We start from the raw sequence: 21668 nt of genomic DNA on the forward strand, positions 1-21668 counted from the left end.
ATGTGGTTCATGCCTGGACGTAAGGTCACCGTCTCACTCGCCGACGGATCGGTCCTCTCCGGCCGCACGCGGCTTGCGTGGCCCGGTCGCATCCACCTCGTCGAGGTCTCGACCCACCTCGGCGAGGTGCCCGGCCTGGTCATCGTCTACGCGCGCAGCGTCCTCACTGTGCAGGTGACCGCCTGATGGTCAGCTTCAACGTCTCGAACGAGCTCGTAAAGATCGACCCGCTCACCGGCGTCAGCGCCACGCGCACCGTGTTCGAGACCCCGGACCCAGGCATCCCGCTTCGTGCCGCACGCAACGCACCAAAGCTCACACCCGAGAAGGCGTGGAAGACACAGCCCTCGGTGCGGAAGGTCGTCGGGTTCATCGCCCGCAACGTCGCCTCAGTGCCGTGGAAGGTCTTCGAGCGTCTCGAGGACGATGATCGCCGGCGCGCCTCGGCGTCCCTGGCCGAGCGCCGCCTACGTCAGCCGCAGCGGTTCCGCACCGGATACCAGCTCATGTACCGGCTCACGATCGACAAGTGCCTATCGGACCGGTGGGCGGTCGTCCTCGACCCGGACACCGGCATTCCCCACCGTGTGCCGCCGCGGTCTCTCGTCATCGAATCGAACGCGATGGACGAGATCGAGTTCGTCGGATACAACGTCGGCGGACGGACGGTCGACCTCACCCCGTTACCTCTCGCAGTCGGCACGGGCTGGGACGCATGGTCTGGCGACGGAATCTCCCCGCTGACCACTCTCGACGCGATCCTGCGCGAGCAGACCAACGCCGTCGAGTGGCGGTCGAAGCTGTGGGAGGAGCGGCCGAAGTTCTCCGGCATCATCAAGCGCCCCGCCAACGCCCCGAAGTGGGAACCCGAAGCGCGCAACCGCTGGGTGCAGTCGTTTCGAGACTTCCGCGACAGCAAGGCCGGCGGCGCGCCGATCTTCGAGGACGGGATGGAGTGGGAGGACTGGTCGAACAAGGTCCTCCCGAAAGACGCGATGGACATCGAAGGGCGCAAGCTCACCGATGCCGAGGTCGCGTCCGCGTTCTACATCGCCCCCGAACTCGTCGGCGCCCGCGAGGGAACCTTCTCCAACATCAGCGCATTCCGGCAGATGCTGTTCGGCCCCGCGCTCGGCCCCCACTTCGAGGAGTTCGAGCAGGCGTTCAACGCCGAGCTCGTCCCGGCACTGTCCGGCGAGCAGTTCTACGCCGAGCTCGACCGGCAGACCGCGATCAACGGGTCGCTGCTCGAGCAGGCGAAGGTGATGTCCGCAGCCGTGGGCGGTCCCTGGATGACGCGAGCCGAGGGCCGCGGGATGCAGAACCTCCCGAAGCTCGACGGCACGGACGAGCTGATCACGCCGCTGAACGTTCTCGTCGGCGGCCAGGCGTCCCCGCAGGACGGCACCACCGCCGGCGGCGGTGGGACCGCGCAGCCCCTCGCAATCGAGGCAGCGAAGGTCGGAGCCTTCACCGTCGACGAGCTGGTGAAGCTCATCGCCGCGGCGAACGGTCTCATTCGATCCGGGTTTCTTCCGGAGAAAGCGCTCGAGGCCGTGGGCCTGGACCCGATCGAGCACAGCGGTCTTCTGCCGGTGACGGTGCGAGACGACGAGAAGTCAGGAGGTGGCGACGGTGGCAGCACCAGCAGTGCGTGAGGCTCGCAAGAGTCTCGCGGTATCGGTCAAAGCGGCGGACGCCGACGCAGGAACGGTGACAGCTCTCGTGAGCGCATTCGGGGTGGTCGACTCGTACGACGAGGAGATCATGCCGGGAGCGTTCGCGAAGTCCCTCGAGGAGTTCGGCGACGACCCGATCCCGATCCTCTGGAATCACCAGTGGGGCGTCATGGACGCCCACCTGGCGGAAGCCACGGGCGAGGAGACCGACGAGGGCCTGGTCGTGACCATGCAGTTCGACATGGACGACCCGACGTCGGCGAAGGCGTTCCGGCTGCTGAAGTCCCGGCGGATCAAGGAGTTCTCGATCGGCGGGTTCGAGCCCTCCGACGGCATCAAGCGCGTCGAGAAGGACGGCCGGACGGTCTGGCAAGTCTGGATCTTCGAGCTCGTCGAGATCTCCCTCGTCCTGCGTGGCGCCAACCCCGAGACGCGCCTCATCGACGTGAAGTCAGCCGCCGAGCTCATCGCGGCGACGACCGACGAAGAAGCCACCGCCGACACTCCGTCCGGCGATGACGACCCGACGGATGCGGAGCCGAACCCCGGCGAAGCCGACGAAGACGCCGAAGCCTCGGCGGCTTTCCTGGCAGCGCAGCAGAAGGCTGCCGCGCTGCTCACTCTCACAACGCTGGCCGCAGGGCCGGAAGGAGCAAACGCATGAACCTGAAGGAGAAGCTCAAGGCCCTGCTCGCAGAGGCCGCCGAGCTGTCGAAGAAGGGCGCCGATCTCTCCGAGGAGGACGTCGCCCGTGTGCCCGTTCTCCGTTCGGAGATCGAGGACACCCAGACCAAGATCAAGGCGCAGGAGGAGGCCGCCGAAGCGCTCAAGTCCGCGATCGAGGTCGAGGACGAAGCTCCCGCTACTGAGCGCGAGGCGCGCAAGGGGCGCGGCACTGCGGCGGAGTCGGTCGGCGATGCGTTCGTCGGCTCGGAGGCGCTGAAGGCGTTCCGCGAGCGTCACCCGAAGGGTGTCGCCAAGGGCACCCCGATCCAGATCGAGGCCCGCGGAGTCGCGTCGAAGAAGGCCTCGATGCGCGCCATCAAGGCACCGCTGAACACGGTCGACAACGGCGACACAACGCCGACCCGCCTGCCGGGCATCGAGGATGTCACCTACCGGAAGCCGAACACGCTCCTCGACCTGATCACGGTCGGCACCACCGACGCCCCCTGGCTGCAGTATCGACAGCTGATCTCGGTGACCAACAACGCCGCGATCGTGCCCGAGGCTCGCACCAACAACACGGCCGCGAACCTCAAGCCGATCTCCGACCTGCAGACCCGCACGGCCGACGCCAAGGCGCACACGTACGCCGACGGCATCGAGGCGACGCAGCAGGAGCTCAACGACGACGGCGCTCTCGCGTCGCTCGTCAACGGCATCCTGACGCAGAACCTTCGCGACGAGATCGAGCGCGTCATCCTCGCCGGTGACGACGCGGCCGACGAGCCCAACGGCATCCTGAACACCACCGGTGTGCTGCAGCAGGCATTCGCGACCGACGTCATCACCACGGTGCGCAAGGCGAAGACCCTGCTGAGCGAGACGTCGAACACGACTCCGCAGGCCATCCTCCTCAACCCGGAGGACGACGAGGCGCTCGACCTGCTCAAGGATCTGGAAGGTCGCTACTACAGCGGTGGCCCGTTCACCGCCGGGCCGACGAACCTCTGGGCTGTGCCCCGGGTCACGTCGTCCGCGGTCCCGGTGGGCCAGGCCATCATGGGCGACTTCCGAGCGTTCCAGTTCCTCGTCTACGAGGCGCTGTCGATCCTCGCGTTCAACCAGCACAAGGACTACGCGCAGCGCAACCTCGTGTACGTCCGGGCTGAGCTTCGCGGCCTGCAGCTGTTCCGGCAGCCCGCGAAGCTGGCGGTGCTCGACCTCACGGCTGGTGCATGATGGGCGAGATCATCGTGAAGGACAACGTGCGCTACACGAAGAAGGACGCGAACCGTGTCGACGTCGTGACCGCAGGCAACGCCGTCCAGGCGAAGGTGCCCGTCCAGGACACCGACGCGTGGGCGCAGGCCGAAGCCGAGAAGGCCCGCGCCGAGCTGCAGGCCGAGCTCGACGCGACTCGCGCGAAGCGCGAGGCCGAGCTGGTCGCGGAGCTCGAGAAGCGCCGCGCCGACTTCGAACGCGAGCTCGAGGAGCGACGCAACGCCGAGACCGCGCCCACAGGCGCGGATCCGGACGAGGTCGCGCCGGGTGCGGACGAGTCCGACGGGACGGCGACAAAGGTCGTCGAGCCCGAGGTCACGAAGGTCCGCGAGCCCGACACCGCCAAGGGCGGCCGCGGACGCAAGTCCGACTCGACGAAGTAACCGAGAGGTGGTGACTGGCATGACGATCCCCGCAATCGTGACCGCCCAGACGCAAGTCGACCCCGCGTTCTGGCTCCGCGCGGCGAACGCCGCTGTGCGTCGCGAATGCGGATGGCACGTCGCGCCGGTGATCACTGAAACTCTCATCCTGGACGGCAGGGGCGGCACTCGCCTGCTCCTGCCGTCCCTGCGGGTCCACGCCGTCATCCGCGTTCTGAACGACGGCGAAGACGTCACCGCTCGCGTCCGTTACTCTCGCCGCGCCGGGATCCTCACCCTCCCGGCGGGATGGTCGACCGACGTCGGATCCATCGAGGTCACCCTCGAGCATGGGTTTTCGATCGAAGACGTCCCCGACGTCGCCGCGCTGATCGTCACCTTGACTAAGCGTGCCGCAGCGTCTGGGGCCAACATCGCGCAGCAGAACCTCGGCCCTGCCGGTGTCCGCTACGCGCTCGGCACCGACGGCGCACCCCTCAGCCTCCCGCTCCTCGCCTCGGAGAAGGCCACGCTCGCCCCCTACGCCCTTGCCGGTGAACCCTGATGAGCTGGCTCGATAACCTTGCCGCACCGGAGCAGAACCGCATGCCACACGGCCACACCGTCTACCGGCTCCGCGCTGGCATGGTGCGCGATCGCACCACCAACCGCGAGGTGCGCGGCGACTGGACCAACCCCGACATCTTGCCTATCGAGGGTGCGTTCGTCGCGCAGACTTCGACGTCACTGCTCGGCGACGCCAGCCGCCAGCAGGCTGTCGAGGCGAAGTCGCTGTTCTGTGACGGCGCCTTCGACGTGCAGAAGGGGGACCGTATCCGCGATGGCGCGGATGGCGCCCCGATCTACACCATCGACGGTATCCCGCCGGCGGCCGATACGAATCCGTTCACCGGGTGGATGCCGCCGCGTGAGATCCCGCTGACCCGCGCGGTCGGCTGACTGAACGGAGTTCTCATGGCTCGCAGCGGCGACACCGAGGTCGAATTCAACGAGGGATTCTTCGAGACCGTGCTGCGACAGCCACGAGTGGAGCGCCTCGTCGACTCGGTCGCCGAGAAGGCACTCACGAACATGCAGGCTGACGCACCCCGGGACACCGAGGCATACGTCGAGGGGCTCCACATCGAGCACCGCGAATCCCGGTACCGGCGCGTGACGCGCGTCGTCGGATCGGATGACAAGACTCTGCTCATCGAGTCGAAGACCGGCACGATGGCCCGCGGACTCAAGGCAGCGAAGCGATGAGGGTGATGCCGCCCGAGCTCGTCACCTGGCTCATGAGCTACGTGTCGGATGCGGCCGCGGCCGACGGCTTCGACGTCGACGTCGTCGGAGCCGAACCCGAGGACCTCGCGCTCCCAATTCCGCGACCGCTGATCGTGATACGAGTCGACCCCGGCTCGCGCCTGGACTGGACGACATTCGACCGCTCGATCGGTGCATCCGTGCTCGGCGGATCGAAGAACGTCCCGACCCCCATCGTCGACCTCGCTCTCTGGCTCGCCTCCGTGCTGTTTGACGACGCGCTCCCGCTCGCCGCCGGCAGCCCCATCGCGAGGGTCGACTTCGACGGATGTAACGGGCCCTACGCGGTCACCGAAGAACTCGACGTCGCGCGGCAGTACATGACCGCGCAGTACGTCGTCGAAGGCTCCTGGTGAGCCACTCACCCGATACGCGGATACGTCGGCAGTCGACGTGACCGTTCCCACCCACCGGCTCCGCATATGCGGAGCCTTCTTCATGTGAAGGAGAACACCCATGACTGCCGATTCCCAGGGCAACGACCTCGACGCCGTTGGCGTTCCGATCACCGGCATGGGCGCGTTCGCACCCGTCGCGATCGCGAACGTCATCGACAAGGCCACCCTCGGCGCGAGCCCGCTCGTGCTCCCCGCCGCCGCCCGCCGCCTCGGCCTGTACAAGGTCGACGGCGGCCCGGCCCCGTCGCGTGAGACCGGCGACGCGATCGAGTTCTTCCAGAAGGGCTACACGCTCGCTGGTGAGGGCACCCGAGCCGTCGTCATCAACCTCGCCGAGCAGAACGCCGCCGTCATGGCGCTCACCGAGGGCGCCGAGCCCGACGAGAACGGCGTGATCGAGGTCTCGTCCTCGCTGCCCGGCAACCGCTTCATCCTCTACGTCGTCACCCGTTACCGGGGCGGGCTCGAGAAGCGGCAGGTCGGTGTCGCGTCGGTTACGGCCGTCGAGCCCGACCAGCAGACCCGCGGCGAGGTCGAGGGCATCGCGGTGACGTTCACGTGGCAGGAGGACGAGCTGTTCAACGGCGCACCGTTCTGGCAGTGGGGTCCCGCGGTTCCCGGATCCGTCCCGGCCACCGGCGTCATCGCGGGCACGCCCGGATCGTTCACGCCCGCGGGAGCCGCCGCACCGGCGACGCTCGCCGCGCTGCAGGCGCTCGGCGCGCTCGGCGAGACGACCGCATGGACGACGGGTCAGTACGTCGTCCTCGGCAACGCCTCGCAGGCGCACTGGGACGGCGACAGCTGGGCCGCGGGAGCTGCGGCCTGACAGACCGGCTGGTCGGGATGTCGTCGGGTCATCCCGACCAGCCACTCTCACACCCACCCGACACCACCCGATGACCCGACAAGGAGACCATCATGGCAACACCCAAGAGCAAGACCGCAGCTGCGGCCGCGCCCGCGTACGACTTCGACAACTGGTCGGAGGATGCCGAGGAGAAGGCGATCGCCGCGGCCGTCCCCGAGGTGAAGTACATCATCGTCGAGAAGCGCTTCATCGGCCGCCTCGGCGACGGCACGATCGTCGAGGTGCCGCTCACCCTCACTCTCGACGAGGTCGACGAGATGCAGGCCAGCGGGGCCACACCGATCGACCAGTTCAAGAGCATCATCAAGAAGGTCGGCGGCGAGCAGCTCGCGGCCGAGTTCTCGTCCCGAGACATGGTCGAGGGCGCGATCCTCGCCGAGAAGTACTTCCGGGTGCTGCAGCGCGTCCAGCAGGCGGCCTTCCCGGAATGATCGCCGTCGCCCGGGTCATCCGAGAGCACCGGGGAAGCGTCGTGCGCACGCTGCGCGAGACGTTCAGTGTAGGAATCTCTGACCTGGGCGACGGGCTCACCTGGGGAGAAGCGCGCGACCTCCTCGAGGAGGCGTCCGCCGATCCCGGCACGCACTTGGGCGCGAAGCTCGCCGGGTGGTCGTACCCCGCGACTACCCGTCAGCTGCTGTCTCTGATCGCCGAGCTCGGCCCGAAGGCGTCGAAGAAGCTCGTGCCCTGGGTCCTCCCGGACCCGCGGCGCACTGCGCCCACCGCTGACGCGGCGGAGGTCGCCGCGGCACAGGCCGACATGGAAGCGGGCCTCGTGTTCGCCGACTGACCCGAGGGGGTGCTGATGTCCTCCGAGGTCGGTTCCGGTCACGTGTCGATCTTCCCGGTGATGACCGGGTTCAAGTCCCGCGTCACCAAGGAGACGCAGGCCGCAGGGGCAGCCGGCGCGAAGACCTTCGAGGGTGGCTTCAAGAAGGCTGGCACCGCCGTGGGGCGGACGCTCGGCCGTGACCTGAAGTCGGCACTGAACTCTTCGGCGGCCGGTCTCGGCGCGGACGCGATGCGCAAGCTGAACGCTGAGGTCGCGTCCGCGTCGGGCGCACTGTCGAAGGCCCGCATCAAGCAGCAGGATGAGGCCGGTCGGGTCCGGGTCGCCGAGGTGCGCCTGCAGGAGGCGATCGCCAAGTCCGGCGCGAACTCCTCGCAGGCGATCGCCGCCGAGGAGCGCCTCGCCGCGGTGCGCCGCACGCACTCCGCCGCGGCGGACGCCGTCTCGGCCGCCTCGCTCCGCCTCGCCGCCGCACAGACGGCCGTCCGCGCCGCGACCGCCGAGCTCGCCGCTTCGACTGCACGGTCGTCGTCGTCGATGCGCGGCATGCTACAGAACCTCCGCGCCGGATGGACCGACGCCCAGGCCGCGCAGTCCGCATTCACGGGCGTCGCCGGATCGATCGGTGGGCTGCTGCACGCCGTCTCTGACGTGTCGGGGCTGACCCGCCTCGGCACGATCGCGAAGAACGCTGCTCTCGCATCCTCGCGCGCGTTCGTGTCCCTCGCGACGCAGGTCGGCGGGCGGCTCGCGGGCGCCTGGTCGGCGTCCCGGGCGTGGCTGGGCACAGTCGGTGCGACCGTGCGTGGTGCGTTCGGTCCATTGACCGGTTACCTCGCTGCGCAGGCGACGCTCATGGCGTCCCCGTTCGTGAAGCTCGGCTCCCGGGTGGCGACGTGGCTGAGCCCCGTCACCACGCAGGTGCGCGGGGCGTTCTCGAAGATCGCCGCGATCGGTGGCCCCGCCGCCCGGCAGCTGACCGCCGCGTTCGGCTCCGGACTGGCCCGCCTCGGACCCGCGGCCGCGTCCGCGTTCACGAGCGTCGTCGGTGCCGCTGGCCGTGCCGCGTCTGCCGCAGGGCAAGCCCTCGGCCACGGCATTCAGTCTGCCGCCACCGGCACAGTCACCGTTGCCGCCGCGGGCATCGCTGTCGCCTTCACCAAGGGTTTCAGTCGCCTCGCCGCAATCGACACCGCACGCGCGAAACTGACCGGCCTCGGAAACGACGCCGACTCGGTGAAGAACATCATGGGCGACGCTCTCGCGTCTGTCCGTGGCACGAGCTTCGGGCTCGGGGAGGCGGCGACCGTCGCCGCTTCCGCGGTCGCGGCGAACATCAAGCCCGGCCAGCAGCTGCAGTCCCACCTCAAGAACATCGCGAACAACGCCTCCGCGGCGGGGATCTCGATGGAGGAGATGGGCTCTATCTTCAACAAGGCCGCCACGCAGGCCAACGGTGTCCAGAACGACGTCATCAGCCAGCTCGCCGACCGCGGTATCCCGATCTACCAGGCACTCGCCGACCAGATGGGGGTCACCGCGGGCGAGGTCTTCAAGATGGCCTCCGAGGGCAAGGTCGACTTCGAGACGTTCTCGAAGGCCGCCGAAGCCGCAGCCGGCACGGTCGCGGCCGAGATGGGCAAGACCGTCCCCGGGGCGGCGAAGAACTTCCTCGCCGCGATGGGCCGTATCGGTGCGAATGCGCTCGAGGGCATCTACGGCAAGATCGGTCCGCTGATCGCCGCCGCGACGTCCGCGCTCGGTCCCATCGAGGAACGCGCCAAGGCGTTCGGTGACGTGCTGCTGCGCGTGGTCGGCCCGGCGATGGACTGGGTCACCAACCTGTTCACCAGGGTGGGGGAGGGCGCCACCCTTGCCGACTTCGGGCTGGGGAACCTCACCGGGGTGCTCGCCCCGCTGGGAGCCGCGTTCGCCGCTCTCGGTGCCGGTGGTCTCGCCGGGGTGCTCTCGCGCCTCCCGCTGGTCGGGTCGATGCTCGGAGGCCTTACCGGGCCGCTGGCCGCTCTCGGCGGTCCCCTCGGGATCGCCGCCGCCGGGCTCGCCGGTCTCGCCCTCTCGGGTGGAGACTTCTCGGGCCTCGCTTCTGGGATCACCGGGATCGTCGATCAGATCGTCGCAGCCCTGCCCGGGCTCGTCGACCAGGTCGTCGCCGTCGTCCCCGGGATCATCGGGGGCATCGTCGGTGCGATCCCGCAGCTGATCACCGCAGCAGGGGCGATCGTCGGATCGCTGATCACCGGCATCGTCCAGGCCGTGCCGCTGTTGGTCGATGGCGCTCTCGCGCTCGTGACCGGGCTCATCGACGCCGTCGTGTCGAACCTGCCGATGATCGTCGACGCCGCGATCACCCTGGTGACCACCCTCATCGGGGGCATCATCACCGCGGTGCCGATGCTCATCCAAGCGGCCCTGTCCCTCATCGGCGGGCTGCTCACGGCGATCATCGGCGCACTGCCGCAGATCATCCAGGGCGGCATCGAGCTGCTGATGGCGCTCATCCAGGGCATCATCACCGCACTGCCGATGCTGCTGGAGGCAGCCCTCGACCTGGTCACCGGTCTGCTGACCGCGATCATCGAGAACCTGCCCCTGATCATCGAGGCCGGCATCCAACTGCTGCTCTCCCTGATCACCGGGCTGATCAACGCACTCCCGCAGCTGATCACCGCCGCGATCGAACTCGTGCTGCAGCTCGTCACCGGGCTGCTGACGATGCTCCCGCAGCTGATCGAGGCCGGCATCCAGCTTGTCGTCTCGCTCATCACCGGGCTCGTCAAGGCGATCCCGCAGATCATCGCGATGCTCCCGCAGATCATCTCCGCGATCTGGGACGGGCTCGCAGGGGTCGACTGGCTCGACCTCGGCGCGCAGATCATCAAGGGCATCATCGACGGCCTGTTCAGCATGCTCGGCTCTCTCGGCGACGCCGTGGGCGACATCGTCGGAACGATCACCGACTTCTTCCCGCACTCGCCCGCCAAGCGCGGCCCGCTCTCCGGGTCCGGATGGCGGCGACTGAAAGAGTCCGGCGCGGCCACGTTGGAGCAATTCAACGCGGGCGCGAAGGACGAAGCGGGCGGGTTCGGTGACGCGCTCGTCGACGCGGCCGCGTCGGCGTCGAAGCGGGCACAGGTCACCATGACCTCCGCATCGGCGACGGTCGAGGCCGAGGAGACAGCACGGCGCAGGGGCGGCTCCGGTGGCGAGCCGGGCGCACCGACGCCGCCGATCGTGCAGAACAACAACTTCGGTAGTGAGGATCCGGCGGTGGCTGTGGAGATGGCGGGCCAGAAGCTCGCCTCGCTCGCCAGCCGTACACGCGGCTGACAGGAGAGATCATGAAGCAGCTGCTCGAGATTCATGTGGACGGTCGAGAGATCCTCGGCCGTCCACATGACCTCGCCAAACCTTGGGGGCTATACGTCAGGAAGGACGGCTTCCAGGGATGGGAGGGCCTGCCGGCCGGGCGTCGTGAGGCGCTCGCCCGCGCAGTCGAGCACGGTGAGCACGACCTCCCCGTCTACCTTCCCGCCCGCGTCGTCACCATCGACGGGATGGCCCTCGCCGCTGACCCCGAACTCTTGCAGGAACAGTGCGACCGGCTCACCGGCCTTGGCGCGACCGGCGAACAGCAGTCCGTCACGATCGACCACCGCGGGGCCACCCGGTGGGCTCTGGCCCGGCGGACGGCAGCGGAGGTGAGCGACCGCGGCGAGTGGGTGGGCCGCGTATTGCGCGCCGACTTCCAGCTGCAGCTCGTGTTCGCTGACCCTCGCCGCTACGGCGAGACCGGCATCTTCCCGAAGACCGGGACCGCAACGTCTATCGCGGCCGCCCACTACGGCAACTTCCCGGCTTTCCCGGTCATCGAGATCCCCGCCGCACCGACCACGTACGCCATCTCGTCCGCAGGCCGCACGTTCACCGTCACCGGAGCGACAGCCGGCGGCACGCACACCGTGGACCTGCGCCGCGGCCGCGTCTACCGCAACGGCGTCGAGATGGTCGGCGTCGGGCGCGGCGACCTGTGGACCGCGCCACCCGGACGCAGCACCCCGTTCACCCTCTCGGCCCCCGGGCGGGTGAAGATCCCCGACACCTACGTCTGATCGGAGGCGAGCCGATGTGGACTCTCTGGTCTCACGAGTCGATCACCGGCAACGAGCTCGGCAGGGCGTGGGCTGCCGGTGACCCATCGTGGTCCATGAACCTCACCGGCACGGGGGAGTGCTCCTTCGCGTTCAAGGTCCTCGACGGTGAGACCGGCCTCACCCGTTCAGAGATCGACCGGCTGTTCACGCCGAACAGCAGGTCCCTGTCTCTGCGATGGGGTGACACCGCTGTCGTCGGCGCATGGAAGATCGACGATTGGGACTACGACGAAGACGCCGGCACGCTCACCGTCACGGGTGTGCAGCTCCGCAGTGAGACGAAGTGGCGGATGACGTACGGGCTGAGCGGCTACGAGCTCGGCACCCTAGCGATCACGAACCGATCCGCCAGCGGCGCTGTTCGTGCGATCCTCGCCCGGTTCATGCAGTGGTCGGCGGAATGGAACTATCCGATCGACCTGCCCGCCGACGGGGCCGGCACGATCTCCGCCACCTGGGAGTACTGGAAGAAGCTGACGATCGAGGATCTGCTCACCCAGATCGAAGAGCTCGGCTACGAGATCGTGCTTCGCCCGTACCTCACCGCCGGTCGCCAACTGCGATACGAGACCCTCGTCGCCGCGAAGGTGAGCGTCGGGTCCAGCAGCTTCCACTTGCAAGCCGAGACGTCCCCGCTCGGCGGCGTCGGATACAAGGTCAACGGAGCCGACCAGCTCACCGGCGGCCAGGGCGTCGGCTCAGGAAGCGGCCAGGATCAGCCCGTCGCATGGGCCGGCAGCGGGCCGTACTCGATCCCCATCCGGGACGCTAAGCGCACGTTCCCTGACCTCACCGGGGCGCAGCTGCAGGGCGCGACGAACGCATGGTTCGCGGCCGCACGAAACCCGATCGTGCAGTGGCGCGTCGGGTCCTTCACCGCCGACGACGAGTTCCCCGCCACCCTCGCCACCGTCGGCCGCGGATGGATCCTCGAGTCCTCCGGCCACGTCGTCTTTCCCGACGGCCCGCACACGCTGCGCGTGATCGCCTGCTCGGGGTCGTTCAGCAACCAGATCCGCGTGGAGGTGCAGAGTGCTTCGTGACCTGTCAGACGCCTGGGGGTGGCTGCAGCGGATCATCCGCCGCATCGACCGCCTCGAATCCGGCGCACCACTCGAGAACGCGTCGATCACGAACGGGCGACTCCGCATCATCGGCGGAACGCTGCGCGTCGACTCTGGTGGCTCCGTCGTCATCGTGGGCACCCTGTCGATCGACGGCACGACCACCGTGACCGGGAACTTCAAGGTCACGGGTCCGTGGACGCTCGAGGGCAACGGCACGATCACGGGCAACGTGACGATCGCGGGCAACGTCTCGGCGACGGGCGAGTGGACGCAGATCGGCGAGTGGCACCTCAACGGCCACGGCAGCATCACCGGGGACGTCGACATCACGGGCATCCTCACCCTGATGTCTGAGCTTCGCGTGTCCAACGCGGGAAAGATCACTGTAGGCAGCATGACCTTGGACCCGACGACGCGGGGCGGCTCGGTGAAGTTCGCCGGTGGCCCAGAGGTCTACGCCTCCGGAACGGCTCTGTCGTTGTACAGCGGTGCCCTCAACGGGGCGTCTGTCGAGCTCAGTCCCGGGCTCGCGAAAGTGAGCGCCGGTGGTGCGCGGTGGATCGAGGTGAACGCGAGCGGATTCCGCCTGGTAGGGCTCCCCACCATCTCGCGGTCATCCGCCAACAACGCGACGGTGGGAACCGTCTACGCTGACGCTTCAGGAAATCTGTATCGCGTCGTGACCTAGTCGATGGTCTCGATCGTCTCGGGGCAGTACACCTGCTGAGCGCCGAAGAAGATCGCGGACGTATCCATGTAGTACCCGGTGGAAGTGGGCTGCTCTCCGTCCACGAGGCGAATCTGCTCGAGTGGCACGCCTGCCTTCACCTGCTCGCATCCGTCATGGCCTGCGGCGATTAGCTGCTCGTCCGTCGCGTTCGTGATGCCCGATCCGGGGAGAAGTTCGCCGCGCACCACGTCCAGGAATCTCGCGTCGAGTTCCGCAGAACTCGACGGTGAAGTGGTGGGGGACTCCGCGGCGAGCGGTTCGGGTGTTCCGGTTGGCGCGTCTTCTGCGGTCCTTTGGCTGGAGCGATCCGTTTCGGTGGCGGCGTTTCCGCCGTCAGCACAGCCAGCAAGTGCAAGTAGGAGAACGGCCGCGACGGCGGCGACGGCGGGGCGCTTCATGACTGTTCCTGTCGCTTGTTCAGGGCTTTGCGGAGCCCGTGCGGGGTCATGCCGAGGATGCGGCCGATCTCGTCCCACGTGAGTCCTTGCTCGCGGGCGCGGATCACGGCCGCGTCGCGTCGGTCGACGAACGTCGACGCCTCGTCTGCGAGGGCTTCGAGCTCTGACCGGATTTCATCCATTCACGAACAGTAACCCAGTTACCACTAGTTCGTCAATCATCACGCCCTCCCGGGCGCATCGTGTTTGGAGGAGCAATGGCTCTCATCACCGGCATCCTCGCGGACTACGAGCGCAAGGCCATGACGACGCGGCACCCAGTCATCGAGTTCCATCCGTCAGGGCCAGGGGTCCGCGCGGGTGCCGGAGTGCTTTACGCGTCTCGGGTCGTAACCGTGGAGCCAGCGCCTTCGACTGGTACATGGACAGCGGACCTGGAGCTGACGACGCTCATCAGCCCGGAGGTCTGGTACGCGGTCGTGATCAAGTGGCTCGATGAGGCCGGGAATTTCAGGTCCGTTGATCGGCTGCCAGGGCGACTCTATGTCGATTCGCCTGGTGATTTCGCAAGCAAGTATCGCCCCGATCCCGCGCCGTGGTTTGTGTGGATCGTGCCCGGCGCCGAGGATCCGGCGCCAGTGGGCTCCAGTCCCAGTGACTTCGTGTACGACCCGATAAGCAACGACCTCTTCGTGGTCGAAAGGAGCGCGTGATGGCCGGATACGAGCTCAGGCTGATTTCGAACCTCAAAGGCGACAAGGGGGACAAGGGCGATCAGGGGGTGCAGGGTCTTCCGGGCCCGGGCGCCGTCCCTGCCGATGACGCAGTGGCCGGCTACGTTTCCACAGAGGGAACCTCGGCCACCCAGGAGGCGCTCGATGCGCGGTACGGGGCAACGCTGCACGCGACAGCGCATGGCGTTGTGGGCGACGGAACGACGAACGACGCTGCCGCTCTCGAAGCGCTGCTGACCAAGGCCGCGACATTCGGGTTGGGCGTGGTGCTCCGCGAAGACTCGACGGTGCTCGTGGACAGCACGGTGGTGGTTCCGTCCGGGACTCGACTGGACCTGAACGGTTCGACGATCAAGCGCGGACCGACCGGATCGGGTGGGATGCTCAACCTGACCGGCAAGACCGGGGTGAGGATCCACTCCGGAGCACTGGACGGCAACAAGGCGGCCTACGCTCCCGCGACGGAGTGGCGACACAACATCATCATGGATGACACCCATGACGTGAAGCTCTGGGATCTGCGATCGGACAACTCCAAGGGCGACGGGATCTACGTCGGTGGCGCGATCTCGCACTGCACGGATGTGAGCCTGTTCAACGTGACCTGCGACGGCAACCACCGTCAGGGAATGTCGATCATCGCTGTCGATGGGCTCGTGGCGACGTCCTCCCGGTTCATCAACACCGCGGGCACCGCGCCGGAATCTGGCGTGGACGTCGAACCGAACAACCCCAACCAGCTGATTCGGAACGTGCGGTTCATCGGTTGCACGATGACCGGCAACGCGGGGCACGGATACCTCGAGGTACTTGTCGAGGCGCGCACGGTGTACCAGGGCGATGTGATCCTGACCGCGTGCAACCTCGATGGCAACGCGGTCGCGGGTGTGCGGCTCACGGAGTCGCAGGACTTCCAGATGATCGGCGGGTCCGCATCACGGAACCTTGTCGGCGTTCGGCACGACACCCGGAAGCTGCGGAACGCGAAGTTCACCAACGTCACGATGCAGGGCAACGGCCAGCACGGAGTCGGGTTCACCGCGGTCTACGACGAGCTCGCGTTTACGGCGTGCACGTTCAAGGAGAACGGCGCCACGACGACAGGTGACGGACTGAATATCGCCCCGGTCGGGACCTCGACCGCGCTGCGCTTCATCGGGAACTTCTCGGGCGGAGGTCAGCAACGCAACGGCGTCACCCTGGGCGCCAACGTGTCTGGCGCTGCGTTCATCGCGAACCAGTACGGAGTGAACACGGGCACCGCCCGATCCGGCACCAGCGTCATCACCCTGGACCTCGATGCGATCGGGAAGCGGACCGTGACGGGCTCACGAGGCGGCAACGCGGCGCTGACGTCGTTGCTGACCCAGATGGCAGGGATCGGCCTCATCACGGACAGCACCACAGCCTGAACCCTCACCGTCCGGTTGGGGGCTTCGTCGTTAAGGAGGACCGTATGTCGATCAGTTTCGCCGCCGGCGCCTACAACCGCGCCGCGGGCACCCGTGCGGCGTTCGAGGCGCTTTCGAATGAGCTCGTGCGCGAAGGCCACCCGGCGATGGTGTCGATCTCGGGCGACCGAGAATCCGAAGACCAGGAGCGGATCTGGTACGAGCGTATGACGCTCACGCCGGGCAACCGCAAGGTGTACGGGTATCGGTGGTGGGAGGGCCGGAAGTGGTTCCAGATCCACCCCGACACCGTCGCACCGCCTCGGACGAGCAATCACGAGGCCCGCAGGTCGAACGATCTGAAGTGGCCGTACAACTCCGACACCCCGGCTGCGCGCCGGGCGAAGGTGCTCGCGAAGAAGCACAACATCACGCGCGAGGGCGAGAACTTCCGCGAGCTCTGGCACTGGACCTTCTGGGGTCCGCTCGGACACATCGACTCGTCGGCATCCGCTGGCGGTTCGTCACCCATCACCGCAGTCCCCGAGGAGGACGACATGATCGCTGCACGCATCACCGACGGCGCGGGCGTCAAGCACCACGCCATCATCGGGAACGGATACTTCCGCCACCTGATCGGTGCCGACGACCTCGAGTGGCAGAAGAACGTCGTCACCGCCGACGACAGCTGGACCGACATCCCGATCGACCGCCTGCCCTCGGTGCTCCGCACCTACGCGTGCGACCTGCATATCTGGGACATCCGGGGCGGCTCGATGGTCGTGCGCGACCCGCTCGACGGCAGCATCAAGGCCGGCAACCTCTGGTCGGCTCTCAACGCTGTGCGCTCGACGGTCGGCTCCGTCCAGGTCACATCGGCCGAGACCGCGAAGTACGTCAAGCAACTCGCGACGGCGAAGTGATGCGCGGCTTGTGGCGGGCGTCGATTTGGCACCCGGATGCGATACCTCCCGACGAGTGGAAGTACCGATCGCTGAAGCGTGTCTGGCTGCCGGCGTACGACCTGATCGCGATCGGCGCCGGGATATGGGCGGCGCTGTTCGGTTCGCCCGTGCTGCACGAGCTCTTCGACGAGCCGGTCATCGACGCCATGGGCGTGCTGCTGACGTTGGTCGCGGCGGTCTGCCTGTTGGGCGTCGCCTTTCCGCGCCTGTGGCGGTGGGAGATCTGCGGGAAGGCGCTGCTCGTCGCGCTCCTCGCCGCCTACGCCGCTGCCGTCGTGCTGTTCCGGGCGAACCCTGCTGCATCCGCCGGGTTCGTCGCGTTCGTCATCACGCTCGCGCTGCCGCTCCCCATCTTCCGGCTGACGCTTCTCGGCGAGGAGATCAAGGAACGGCGAGAGGGGGACGCCTAGTGGACCCCCAGACCGTCATCGCGATGATCGGTGCCGCCGCGCTCGCGCTCGGCGCCGTGCTGACCTTCTTCGCAACCCGCGGGAAGACGAAGACCGATGCGAAGACCGCGCTCGATGCTCGGATCGACAAGCGGGTGAGCGAGCAGCTCGAAGGTGCGTGGACGGAGATCACGGCGTTGAAGGCTGACGTCGCGACCCTCACCGAGAAGGACCGACTCAAGTCGTCCGCCTTCGCCCGCATCCTGCGGGCCATCGCCCGCCAGTGGCCGTCCGACCACGGGCCCGACCTCGACCCGTCCGACATCGCACTGATTGAAGACACCATCCCTCCCACCTGGCTGCGAAAGCACCACCCCCGCCCCGAAGGAGAATCCGCACCATGAGCAAGCTCACAAGTCCCGCCTGGTGGAAGGCCGCGGTCCTCCGTGCGCTCTACACCGCGATCGCCATCGCCATCCCGTACATCGCTGCCGTCGAGCTCGCGGCCGTGCCGTGGCTCATGGCCGCGTCCGCCGCAGCCGTCGGCGCGATCCTGTCCTTCGCGACGTCGCTGTTCGGGCTGCCCGAGTCCGAGGGCGTCGACCTGCCCTGGTGGCTCGCCGCGCTCGAGCGCGTCGCGAAGACCTTCGGACAGGCGCTCGCTGCCGGCCTCACCGGCGCCGTCTTCCTGACGGACGTCGACTGGGCCGTCGTGCTGCAGGCCGCGCTCGGAGCAGCGTTCATCTCGCTACTCCGACTCATCCTCGCAACGCTGCCCGCTGACCCCGCCGCGCCGAAGGCGATCGTGCAGAACTTCACCTTCGAGACCCGGAGCGGTATTCCGGGCACGCTCGAAGTCGACGACCGAGCGCAGATCAGCAAAACCCACGATCGATCCTGACGTATTCTCCGCAGAGCCCCCGCTCAGCTTCGGCTGGGCGGGGGCTTTCGCGGTTTCGTGGCCGGCCTACGGGGAATTCGCACCTGCGCTAGAGTCATTGCAAACTGCTGACCTTGGGGGATGTCCGTGATCGAGAAGACCACGCTGAGTGGCGGAGACCTTTGGAAACTCCGGCTGGATGAACAGAATCCGCGTCACGAACCGAAGTCCCAGCAGCAGGACATCATCAACTACCTGGCAGCGAACGAGGACGTCTTGCCGCTTCTTCAGGACATTGCCGAGATGCGGTCTTTGAATCCCTTCGACCGCTTTGGGGCGATCCGTGACGGCGAGCTGCTGATCGCTATCGAAGGTAACCGACGCCTATGCTCTCTGATCCTACTGAACGACCCTGACCTGGCTCCTGCGAAGTATCGTGCGCGAGTACGGGCAGCGGCAGAAGGATGGGATCCCGGCTCGGTAGACATCGACATCGCAGTATTCGATTCGCGCGACGAGGCTGATCCGTGGCTCGAGCGGCGGCACCAAGGTGCGCTCGCCGGGCGCGGGCTGCGCCAGTGGTCGCCGGCTGCGAAAGACCGTCACTTCGGGGAGTCAGGGAACGCTCTCGCTCTGAAGCTTCTGGACGATGGGTTGGCGCAGAATCTGATCACTCCCGAGCAGCGCCAGAAGCGGGTTGTGACGACGGTTCGTCGATTCTCGGACCGAGTTTCCTTCCGCCGAGAGTACCTGCGGATCTCGACCGGCGCGAGCGATCCCGAGTACGTGACAGACCTCACGCCAGAGCTCTTCAAAGAGCGACTGCGCATCTTCCTTTGGGGGCTGTTCGCCGCAGAACCGACAGTCCATTCCAGGATGTCCGCGAAGGACATCGAGAATTGGGTCCGTGACCAGCTCCAAGATCCAGTTCTGGCGGAGGATCCTGTAGAGAGCTCATCGGACGCCCCAGATGGAAGCTCATCCGATATCTCGGGGGAAAGGTCCTCGGATGGCCCTACTGAAGACTCGAGCGGATCGACCGCGTCATCGTCGACGACGCGTGGCGCGGACGGACCAGCGCCTAGCGCTGCGGGTGCAGGCAACGGTGCTGCCGGTGCCGCGGACGAACCGGGGGAGGCGGTGCCTCCGGTACCCAAGCCTGCGCCACCTGCGAGCCGCTGGAGCTTGGTGGACGGCGGGACCTTCGCCACCGCGACCAACGACCCGGTGCGCAGACACGTCATCTACGAGCTCTCCCGGATCACCCGCAACACGCCTTTGGCTGCCGCTGTTGTCGCGCGCGTGCTGTTGGAGGGCTTGTACCTGGATTTCTGGCACCGAACGTGCGTTGGAAAGGCCGACTCCAAGCTTCACGTAAAAGTCCTCGAGATCGTCAAGGTGATCGAAGCATGGAGCGATCTCACTCGCGCCGAAAAGAATGCGCTCAACGCACTGCAGCGCAGTGCGCAGAACCCCGGTCAGGTACTCAGCCCCGCAGCGTTGGGTGCTGCGGCACACGGGGCTGCTATCCCGGCGTGGAGCACGCTTGTGGCGGAGTGGGACACGCTGCTGCCAGTCACCCGTCGTATCTTCGCGTTCGTCGAGAGCGGCGCTGGCCAAGCAGGCCTCTAGTCGCTAACGTTGCACTCGTGCCGATCACTGATTCACCCCTCCGCTATCCCGGAGGAAAGAGCGCTCTGTTTGACGCCGTTGTCGATGTGATCGACCGCAACGGGCTGAGAGGGCACCGCTACGCGGAGCCCTACGCAGGCGGCGGCGGTCTTGCTCTGTCTCTCCTCTACGGGCGGCACGTGCACCGCATCGCGCTCAATGATCTAGACCCCGCGATCTACTCGATGTGGTGGTCGATTCTGAACGAGAACTCGGACTTCGTGTCGAGGATCTCATCAACGCCGATCACGATCGATGAGTGGCATGCTCAGCGATCGATCTACTTCGAGGGAGATATCCGCGACCCGGTGACGCTCGGCTTCTCGGCATTGTTTCTGAATCGGACCAATCGCTCAGGTGTGATCAAGGGGGGCGTGATCGGAGGCCTATCCCAAACCGGGAACTATCTGCTCGATTGCAGATTCAACCGCGACAACCTTCGACAGAAGGTCGAGAGAATTTGGAAGTATCGAGCCCAGATCGAGCTGTCTCGGCAAGACGGGCGCGACTTTCTCAGAGATCACGACCAGCGCGATGAGTCAACGCTGTTTTTCGTAGATCCCCCCTACTTCGTCAAGGGGCGCGGACTGTACTCGAACTACTTCGAGGACGACGATCACAACCTCCTTTCGCAGCGCGTTCTTGGGCTCAAGAATCCATGGTTGTTGACGTACGACGATGCCGACACCATCGCCGACCTGTATCAATCTCAGCCCCTCTATCGATACTCGATCCGCTACTCGGCGGCGGTGAAGCGGACGGGCACCGAGCTTCTCGCGACGTCGCGCGGACTCGCTGTTGCATTCCCGAACATGCAACGCGTCGAGGTTGCTCAGTCTGCCTGAGAGACGCCGTGGCCGATACCGGGCGGCGTCGACACGTCGGCGACGGGCCCGTGCAGTGGGGCGATGCTCTCCGGATGGCAGCGACCCTACGCGCGGCCGTGGACGTCGTCGAGCGTCGGGTAGCCGGATCAGCGCTTCTCGAGGTCTTGGATCCGCATGTCGAGGGCGGCGATGATTCGGGCTTGCCCTTCGGTGATCGCGAGCATCGTGTCGACGATGTCGGAGATGTTCGCGGCTTCGGGGTCGTCATGCCATTGCATGGCGAGGGCCTGGACCTGATCGGACGTCGCGAGGAGCCACCTGTTCGCAGAGGCCGGGAGGTTCGGGTCATCCAGTTCCATGACCACGACGGTACCGCTACTCGGAACGGTCGTCGAGCTGGACCGCGCTGCCCCACACCCAGCACCGAAACGTCTGATCTTCAGCGCGGAACTCGATCCCTGCCGCGATCGGTGTGGAGCGGACGAGCCTGGCGTCGACACGTACCGCCTCGGGGCCGAACCTCACCCACGCGCGGACGCGTTTCGGCCGCGGGTAGATCGTCATTGGCTGCTCGCGCACGTCCATCTCGCGAGCGGTGAGAGACTGCAGCGGGCCTTGCTTCGCTGCTTCGAGGATCGATCGCGCTTGCGATTGCTTGTCGCGGTACGCGGAGAGCGTTGCCCCAGGGTTACGTCGCCACGTCGGACACCGCTGTCGGTGGTCGATGGCAGGATCGTTGACCGTGACGCCCGCCGACCTCCTCGCTTTCGAAGCTGCCTACCCGACGTCGTCGCCGGCACGCGACGAGCTCATACGTACACAGCTGCGGATCTCGCCGGTCCGATACACCGTCCTGTTGCTTCGGGCGGCGGCGTCTCGGGATGGCATCGCCGCTGACCCGTTCACCGCGCGACGGGTGCGCGAGCGGCGAGAGCGAAGCGCGCGTGTGCGCGAGCGTCGGTCAGCGGCGTAGCGGCACTGCTCGCGGTTTACTCGCGGTTTTTGAAGATGTCACGTGCTGTCACCAGTTGTAAAAACCCGCGGAATCATGCGGGGTGTGACGGTGAGTGA

At 67.0% G+C, this 21668-nt stretch carries 28 protein-coding genes; 25 read left to right on the forward strand and 3 right to left on the reverse strand.

Translation table 11 applies throughout. The annotated features are described in order from the left end of the window. The 16 genes from ILP86_RS00980 to ILP86_RS01055 all read left to right on the forward strand — a co-directional run bounded on the left by ILP86_RS00980 (nt 1) and on the right by ILP86_RS01055 (nt 13300). Entirely contained in the window at nt 1-186 is a 186-nt protein-coding gene (locus tag ILP86_RS00980) for a hypothetical protein (RefSeq protein ID WP_147805339.1), read from the forward strand. After that, nucleotides 186-1658 (forward strand): phage portal protein, encoded by a 1473-nt coding sequence (locus tag ILP86_RS00985; protein WP_193761171.1) that lies wholly within the window; start codon nt 186-188, stop codon nt 1656-1658. Before ILP86_RS00980 ends, ILP86_RS00985 begins: the two co-directional genes overlap by 1 nt. Continuing rightward, complete coding sequence (locus ILP86_RS00990; protein ID WP_187254699.1) at nt 1636-2343, forward strand: HK97 family phage prohead protease; 708 nt, start codon at nt 1636-1638, stop codon at nt 2341-2343. The genes ILP86_RS00985 and ILP86_RS00990 overlap by 23 nt, the downstream gene beginning before the upstream one ends. Further along, nucleotides 2340-3584, forward strand: coding sequence for a phage major capsid protein (locus ILP86_RS00995; protein WP_058632177.1), 1245 nt, complete (start codon nt 2340-2342; stop codon nt 3582-3584). Before ILP86_RS00990 ends, ILP86_RS00995 begins: the two co-directional genes overlap by 4 nt. Continuing rightward, the gene (locus ILP86_RS01000) at nt 3581-4009 is read left to right on the forward strand and encodes a hypothetical protein (protein WP_147805373.1); all 429 of its coding nucleotides are present in this window, start codon (nt 3581-3583) and stop codon (nt 4007-4009) included. Before ILP86_RS00995 ends, ILP86_RS01000 begins: the two co-directional genes overlap by 4 nt. Before the next feature lie 19 nt (nt 4010-4028). Further along, entirely contained in the window at nt 4029-4553 is a 525-nt protein-coding gene (locus ILP86_RS01005) for a hypothetical protein (protein ID WP_193761172.1), read from the forward strand. Beyond that, nucleotides 4553-4948, forward strand: coding sequence for a hypothetical protein (locus tag ILP86_RS01010; RefSeq protein WP_147805379.1), 396 nt, complete (start codon nt 4553-4555; stop codon nt 4946-4948). The genes ILP86_RS01005 and ILP86_RS01010 overlap by 1 nt, the downstream gene beginning before the upstream one ends. Nucleotides 4949-4963: 15 nt before the next feature. Then, nucleotides 4964-5254, forward strand: coding sequence for an HK97 gp10 family phage protein (locus tag ILP86_RS01015; protein WP_147805378.1), 291 nt, complete (start codon nt 4964-4966; stop codon nt 5252-5254). Between the two features lie 5 nt (nt 5255-5259). Beyond that, the gene (locus tag ILP86_RS01020; protein ID WP_227750882.1) at nt 5260-5670 is read left to right on the forward strand and encodes a hypothetical protein; all 411 of its coding nucleotides are present in this window, start codon (nt 5260-5262) and stop codon (nt 5668-5670) included. A gap of 100 nt (nt 5671-5770) precedes the next feature. After that, nucleotides 5771-6541: a hypothetical protein gene (locus ILP86_RS01025; RefSeq protein WP_193761174.1), complete on the forward strand. Its 771-nt coding sequence runs from the start codon at nt 5771-5773 to the stop codon at nt 6539-6541. A gap of 92 nt (nt 6542-6633) precedes the next feature. Continuing rightward, nucleotides 6634-7014: a hypothetical protein gene (locus ILP86_RS01030; protein WP_147805363.1), complete on the forward strand. Its 381-nt coding sequence runs from the start codon at nt 6634-6636 to the stop codon at nt 7012-7014. Further along, the gene (locus ILP86_RS01035; protein ID WP_147805364.1) at nt 7011-7373 is read left to right on the forward strand and encodes a hypothetical protein; all 363 of its coding nucleotides are present in this window, start codon (nt 7011-7013) and stop codon (nt 7371-7373) included. The genes ILP86_RS01030 and ILP86_RS01035 overlap by 4 nt, the downstream gene beginning before the upstream one ends. Nucleotides 7374-7388: 15 nt before the next feature. After that, nucleotides 7389-10721 carry a tape measure protein gene (locus ILP86_RS01040; RefSeq protein WP_193761175.1) on the forward strand — a complete coding sequence of 1111 codons (3333 nt, stop codon included), beginning with the start codon at nt 7389-7391 and terminating at the stop codon, nt 10719-10721. Nucleotides 10722-10732: 11 nt separating this feature from the next. Continuing rightward, the gene (locus tag ILP86_RS01045; RefSeq protein ID WP_193761176.1) at nt 10733-11503 is read left to right on the forward strand and encodes a hypothetical protein; all 771 of its coding nucleotides are present in this window, start codon (nt 10733-10735) and stop codon (nt 11501-11503) included. Nucleotides 11504-11517: 14 nt separating this feature from the next. Further along, on the forward strand, nt 11518-12588 hold the full coding sequence (locus ILP86_RS01050) for a hypothetical protein (RefSeq protein WP_193761177.1): 1071 nt from the start codon (nt 11518-11520) through the stop codon (nt 12586-12588). Further along, complete coding sequence (locus tag ILP86_RS01055; RefSeq protein ID WP_147805357.1) at nt 12578-13300, forward strand: polymer-forming cytoskeletal protein; 723 nt, start codon at nt 12578-12580, stop codon at nt 13298-13300. Before ILP86_RS01050 ends, ILP86_RS01055 begins: the two co-directional genes overlap by 11 nt. On the opposite strand, the gene ILP86_RS01060 is transcribed toward ILP86_RS01055, so the two are convergent. Both ILP86_RS01060 and ILP86_RS01065 read right to left on the reverse strand, forming a co-directional pair. Further along, on the reverse strand, nt 13297-13740 hold the full coding sequence (locus ILP86_RS01060; protein ID WP_147805356.1) for a DUF732 domain-containing protein: 444 nt from the start codon (nt 13738-13740) through the stop codon (nt 13297-13299). The two genes, ILP86_RS01055 and ILP86_RS01060, sit on opposite strands and share 4 nt — an antisense overlap. Then, nucleotides 13737-13922 (reverse strand): hypothetical protein, encoded by a 186-nt coding sequence (locus ILP86_RS01065; protein WP_147805355.1) that lies wholly within the window; start codon nt 13920-13922, stop codon nt 13737-13739. Before ILP86_RS01065 ends, ILP86_RS01060 begins: the two co-directional genes overlap by 4 nt. Before the next feature lie 75 nt (nt 13923-13997). On the opposite strand from ILP86_RS01065, the gene ILP86_RS01070 reads away from it, so the two are divergent. The 8 genes from ILP86_RS01070 to ILP86_RS01105 all read left to right on the forward strand — a co-directional run bounded on the left by ILP86_RS01070 (nt 13998) and on the right by ILP86_RS01105 (nt 20615). Next, nucleotides 13998-14453 (forward strand): hypothetical protein, encoded by a 456-nt coding sequence (locus ILP86_RS01070; RefSeq protein ID WP_193761178.1) that lies wholly within the window; start codon nt 13998-14000, stop codon nt 14451-14453. After that, the gene (locus ILP86_RS01075) at nt 14453-15886 is read left to right on the forward strand and encodes a hypothetical protein (RefSeq protein WP_193761179.1); all 1434 of its coding nucleotides are present in this window, start codon (nt 14453-14455) and stop codon (nt 15884-15886) included. The genes ILP86_RS01070 and ILP86_RS01075 overlap by 1 nt, the downstream gene beginning before the upstream one ends. A 44-nt stretch (nt 15887-15930) precedes the next feature. Further along, on the forward strand, nt 15931-16788 hold the full coding sequence (locus ILP86_RS01080) for a hypothetical protein (RefSeq protein WP_193761180.1): 858 nt from the start codon (nt 15931-15933) through the stop codon (nt 16786-16788). Then, the gene (locus ILP86_RS01085; protein WP_147805345.1) at nt 16788-17240 is read left to right on the forward strand and encodes a hypothetical protein; all 453 of its coding nucleotides are present in this window, start codon (nt 16788-16790) and stop codon (nt 17238-17240) included. The genes ILP86_RS01080 and ILP86_RS01085 overlap by 1 nt, the downstream gene beginning before the upstream one ends. Then, complete coding sequence (locus tag ILP86_RS01090) at nt 17240-17623, forward strand: hypothetical protein (protein ID WP_147805346.1); 384 nt, start codon at nt 17240-17242, stop codon at nt 17621-17623. The genes ILP86_RS01085 and ILP86_RS01090 overlap by 1 nt, the downstream gene beginning before the upstream one ends. After that, nucleotides 17620-18120, forward strand: coding sequence for a holin (locus ILP86_RS01095; RefSeq protein ID WP_187254693.1), 501 nt, complete (start codon nt 17620-17622; stop codon nt 18118-18120). The genes ILP86_RS01090 and ILP86_RS01095 overlap by 4 nt, the downstream gene beginning before the upstream one ends. 126 nt (nt 18121-18246) lie before the next feature. After that, entirely contained in the window at nt 18247-19731 is a 1485-nt protein-coding gene (locus ILP86_RS19850) for a hypothetical protein (RefSeq protein ID WP_193761181.1), read from the forward strand. 17 nt (nt 19732-19748) lie between these two features. Next, nucleotides 19749-20615 carry a DNA adenine methylase gene (locus ILP86_RS01105; protein WP_193761182.1) on the forward strand — a complete coding sequence of 289 codons (867 nt, stop codon included), beginning with the start codon at nt 19749-19751 and terminating at the stop codon, nt 20613-20615. A 128-nt stretch (nt 20616-20743) separates the two neighbouring features. On the opposite strand, the gene ILP86_RS01110 is transcribed toward ILP86_RS01105, so the two are convergent. Continuing rightward, nucleotides 20744-20956: a hypothetical protein gene (locus tag ILP86_RS01110; RefSeq protein WP_147805344.1), complete on the reverse strand. Its 213-nt coding sequence runs from the start codon at nt 20954-20956 to the stop codon at nt 20744-20746. A 365-nt stretch (nt 20957-21321) separates the two neighbouring features. Here ILP86_RS01110 and ILP86_RS19980 point away from each other — a divergent pair, with 365 nt between their 5' ends. Then, nucleotides 21322-21570, forward strand: coding sequence for a DUF3263 domain-containing protein (locus ILP86_RS19980; protein ID WP_147805342.1), 249 nt, complete (start codon nt 21322-21324; stop codon nt 21568-21570). The last annotated feature ends 98 nt before the right edge of the window (nt 21571-21668 follow it).

This window comes from Microbacterium sp. R1 (assembly GCF_015159725.1).
Classification (GTDB): Bacteria; Actinomycetota; Actinomycetes; order Actinomycetales; family Microbacteriaceae; genus Microbacterium; species Microbacterium oxydans.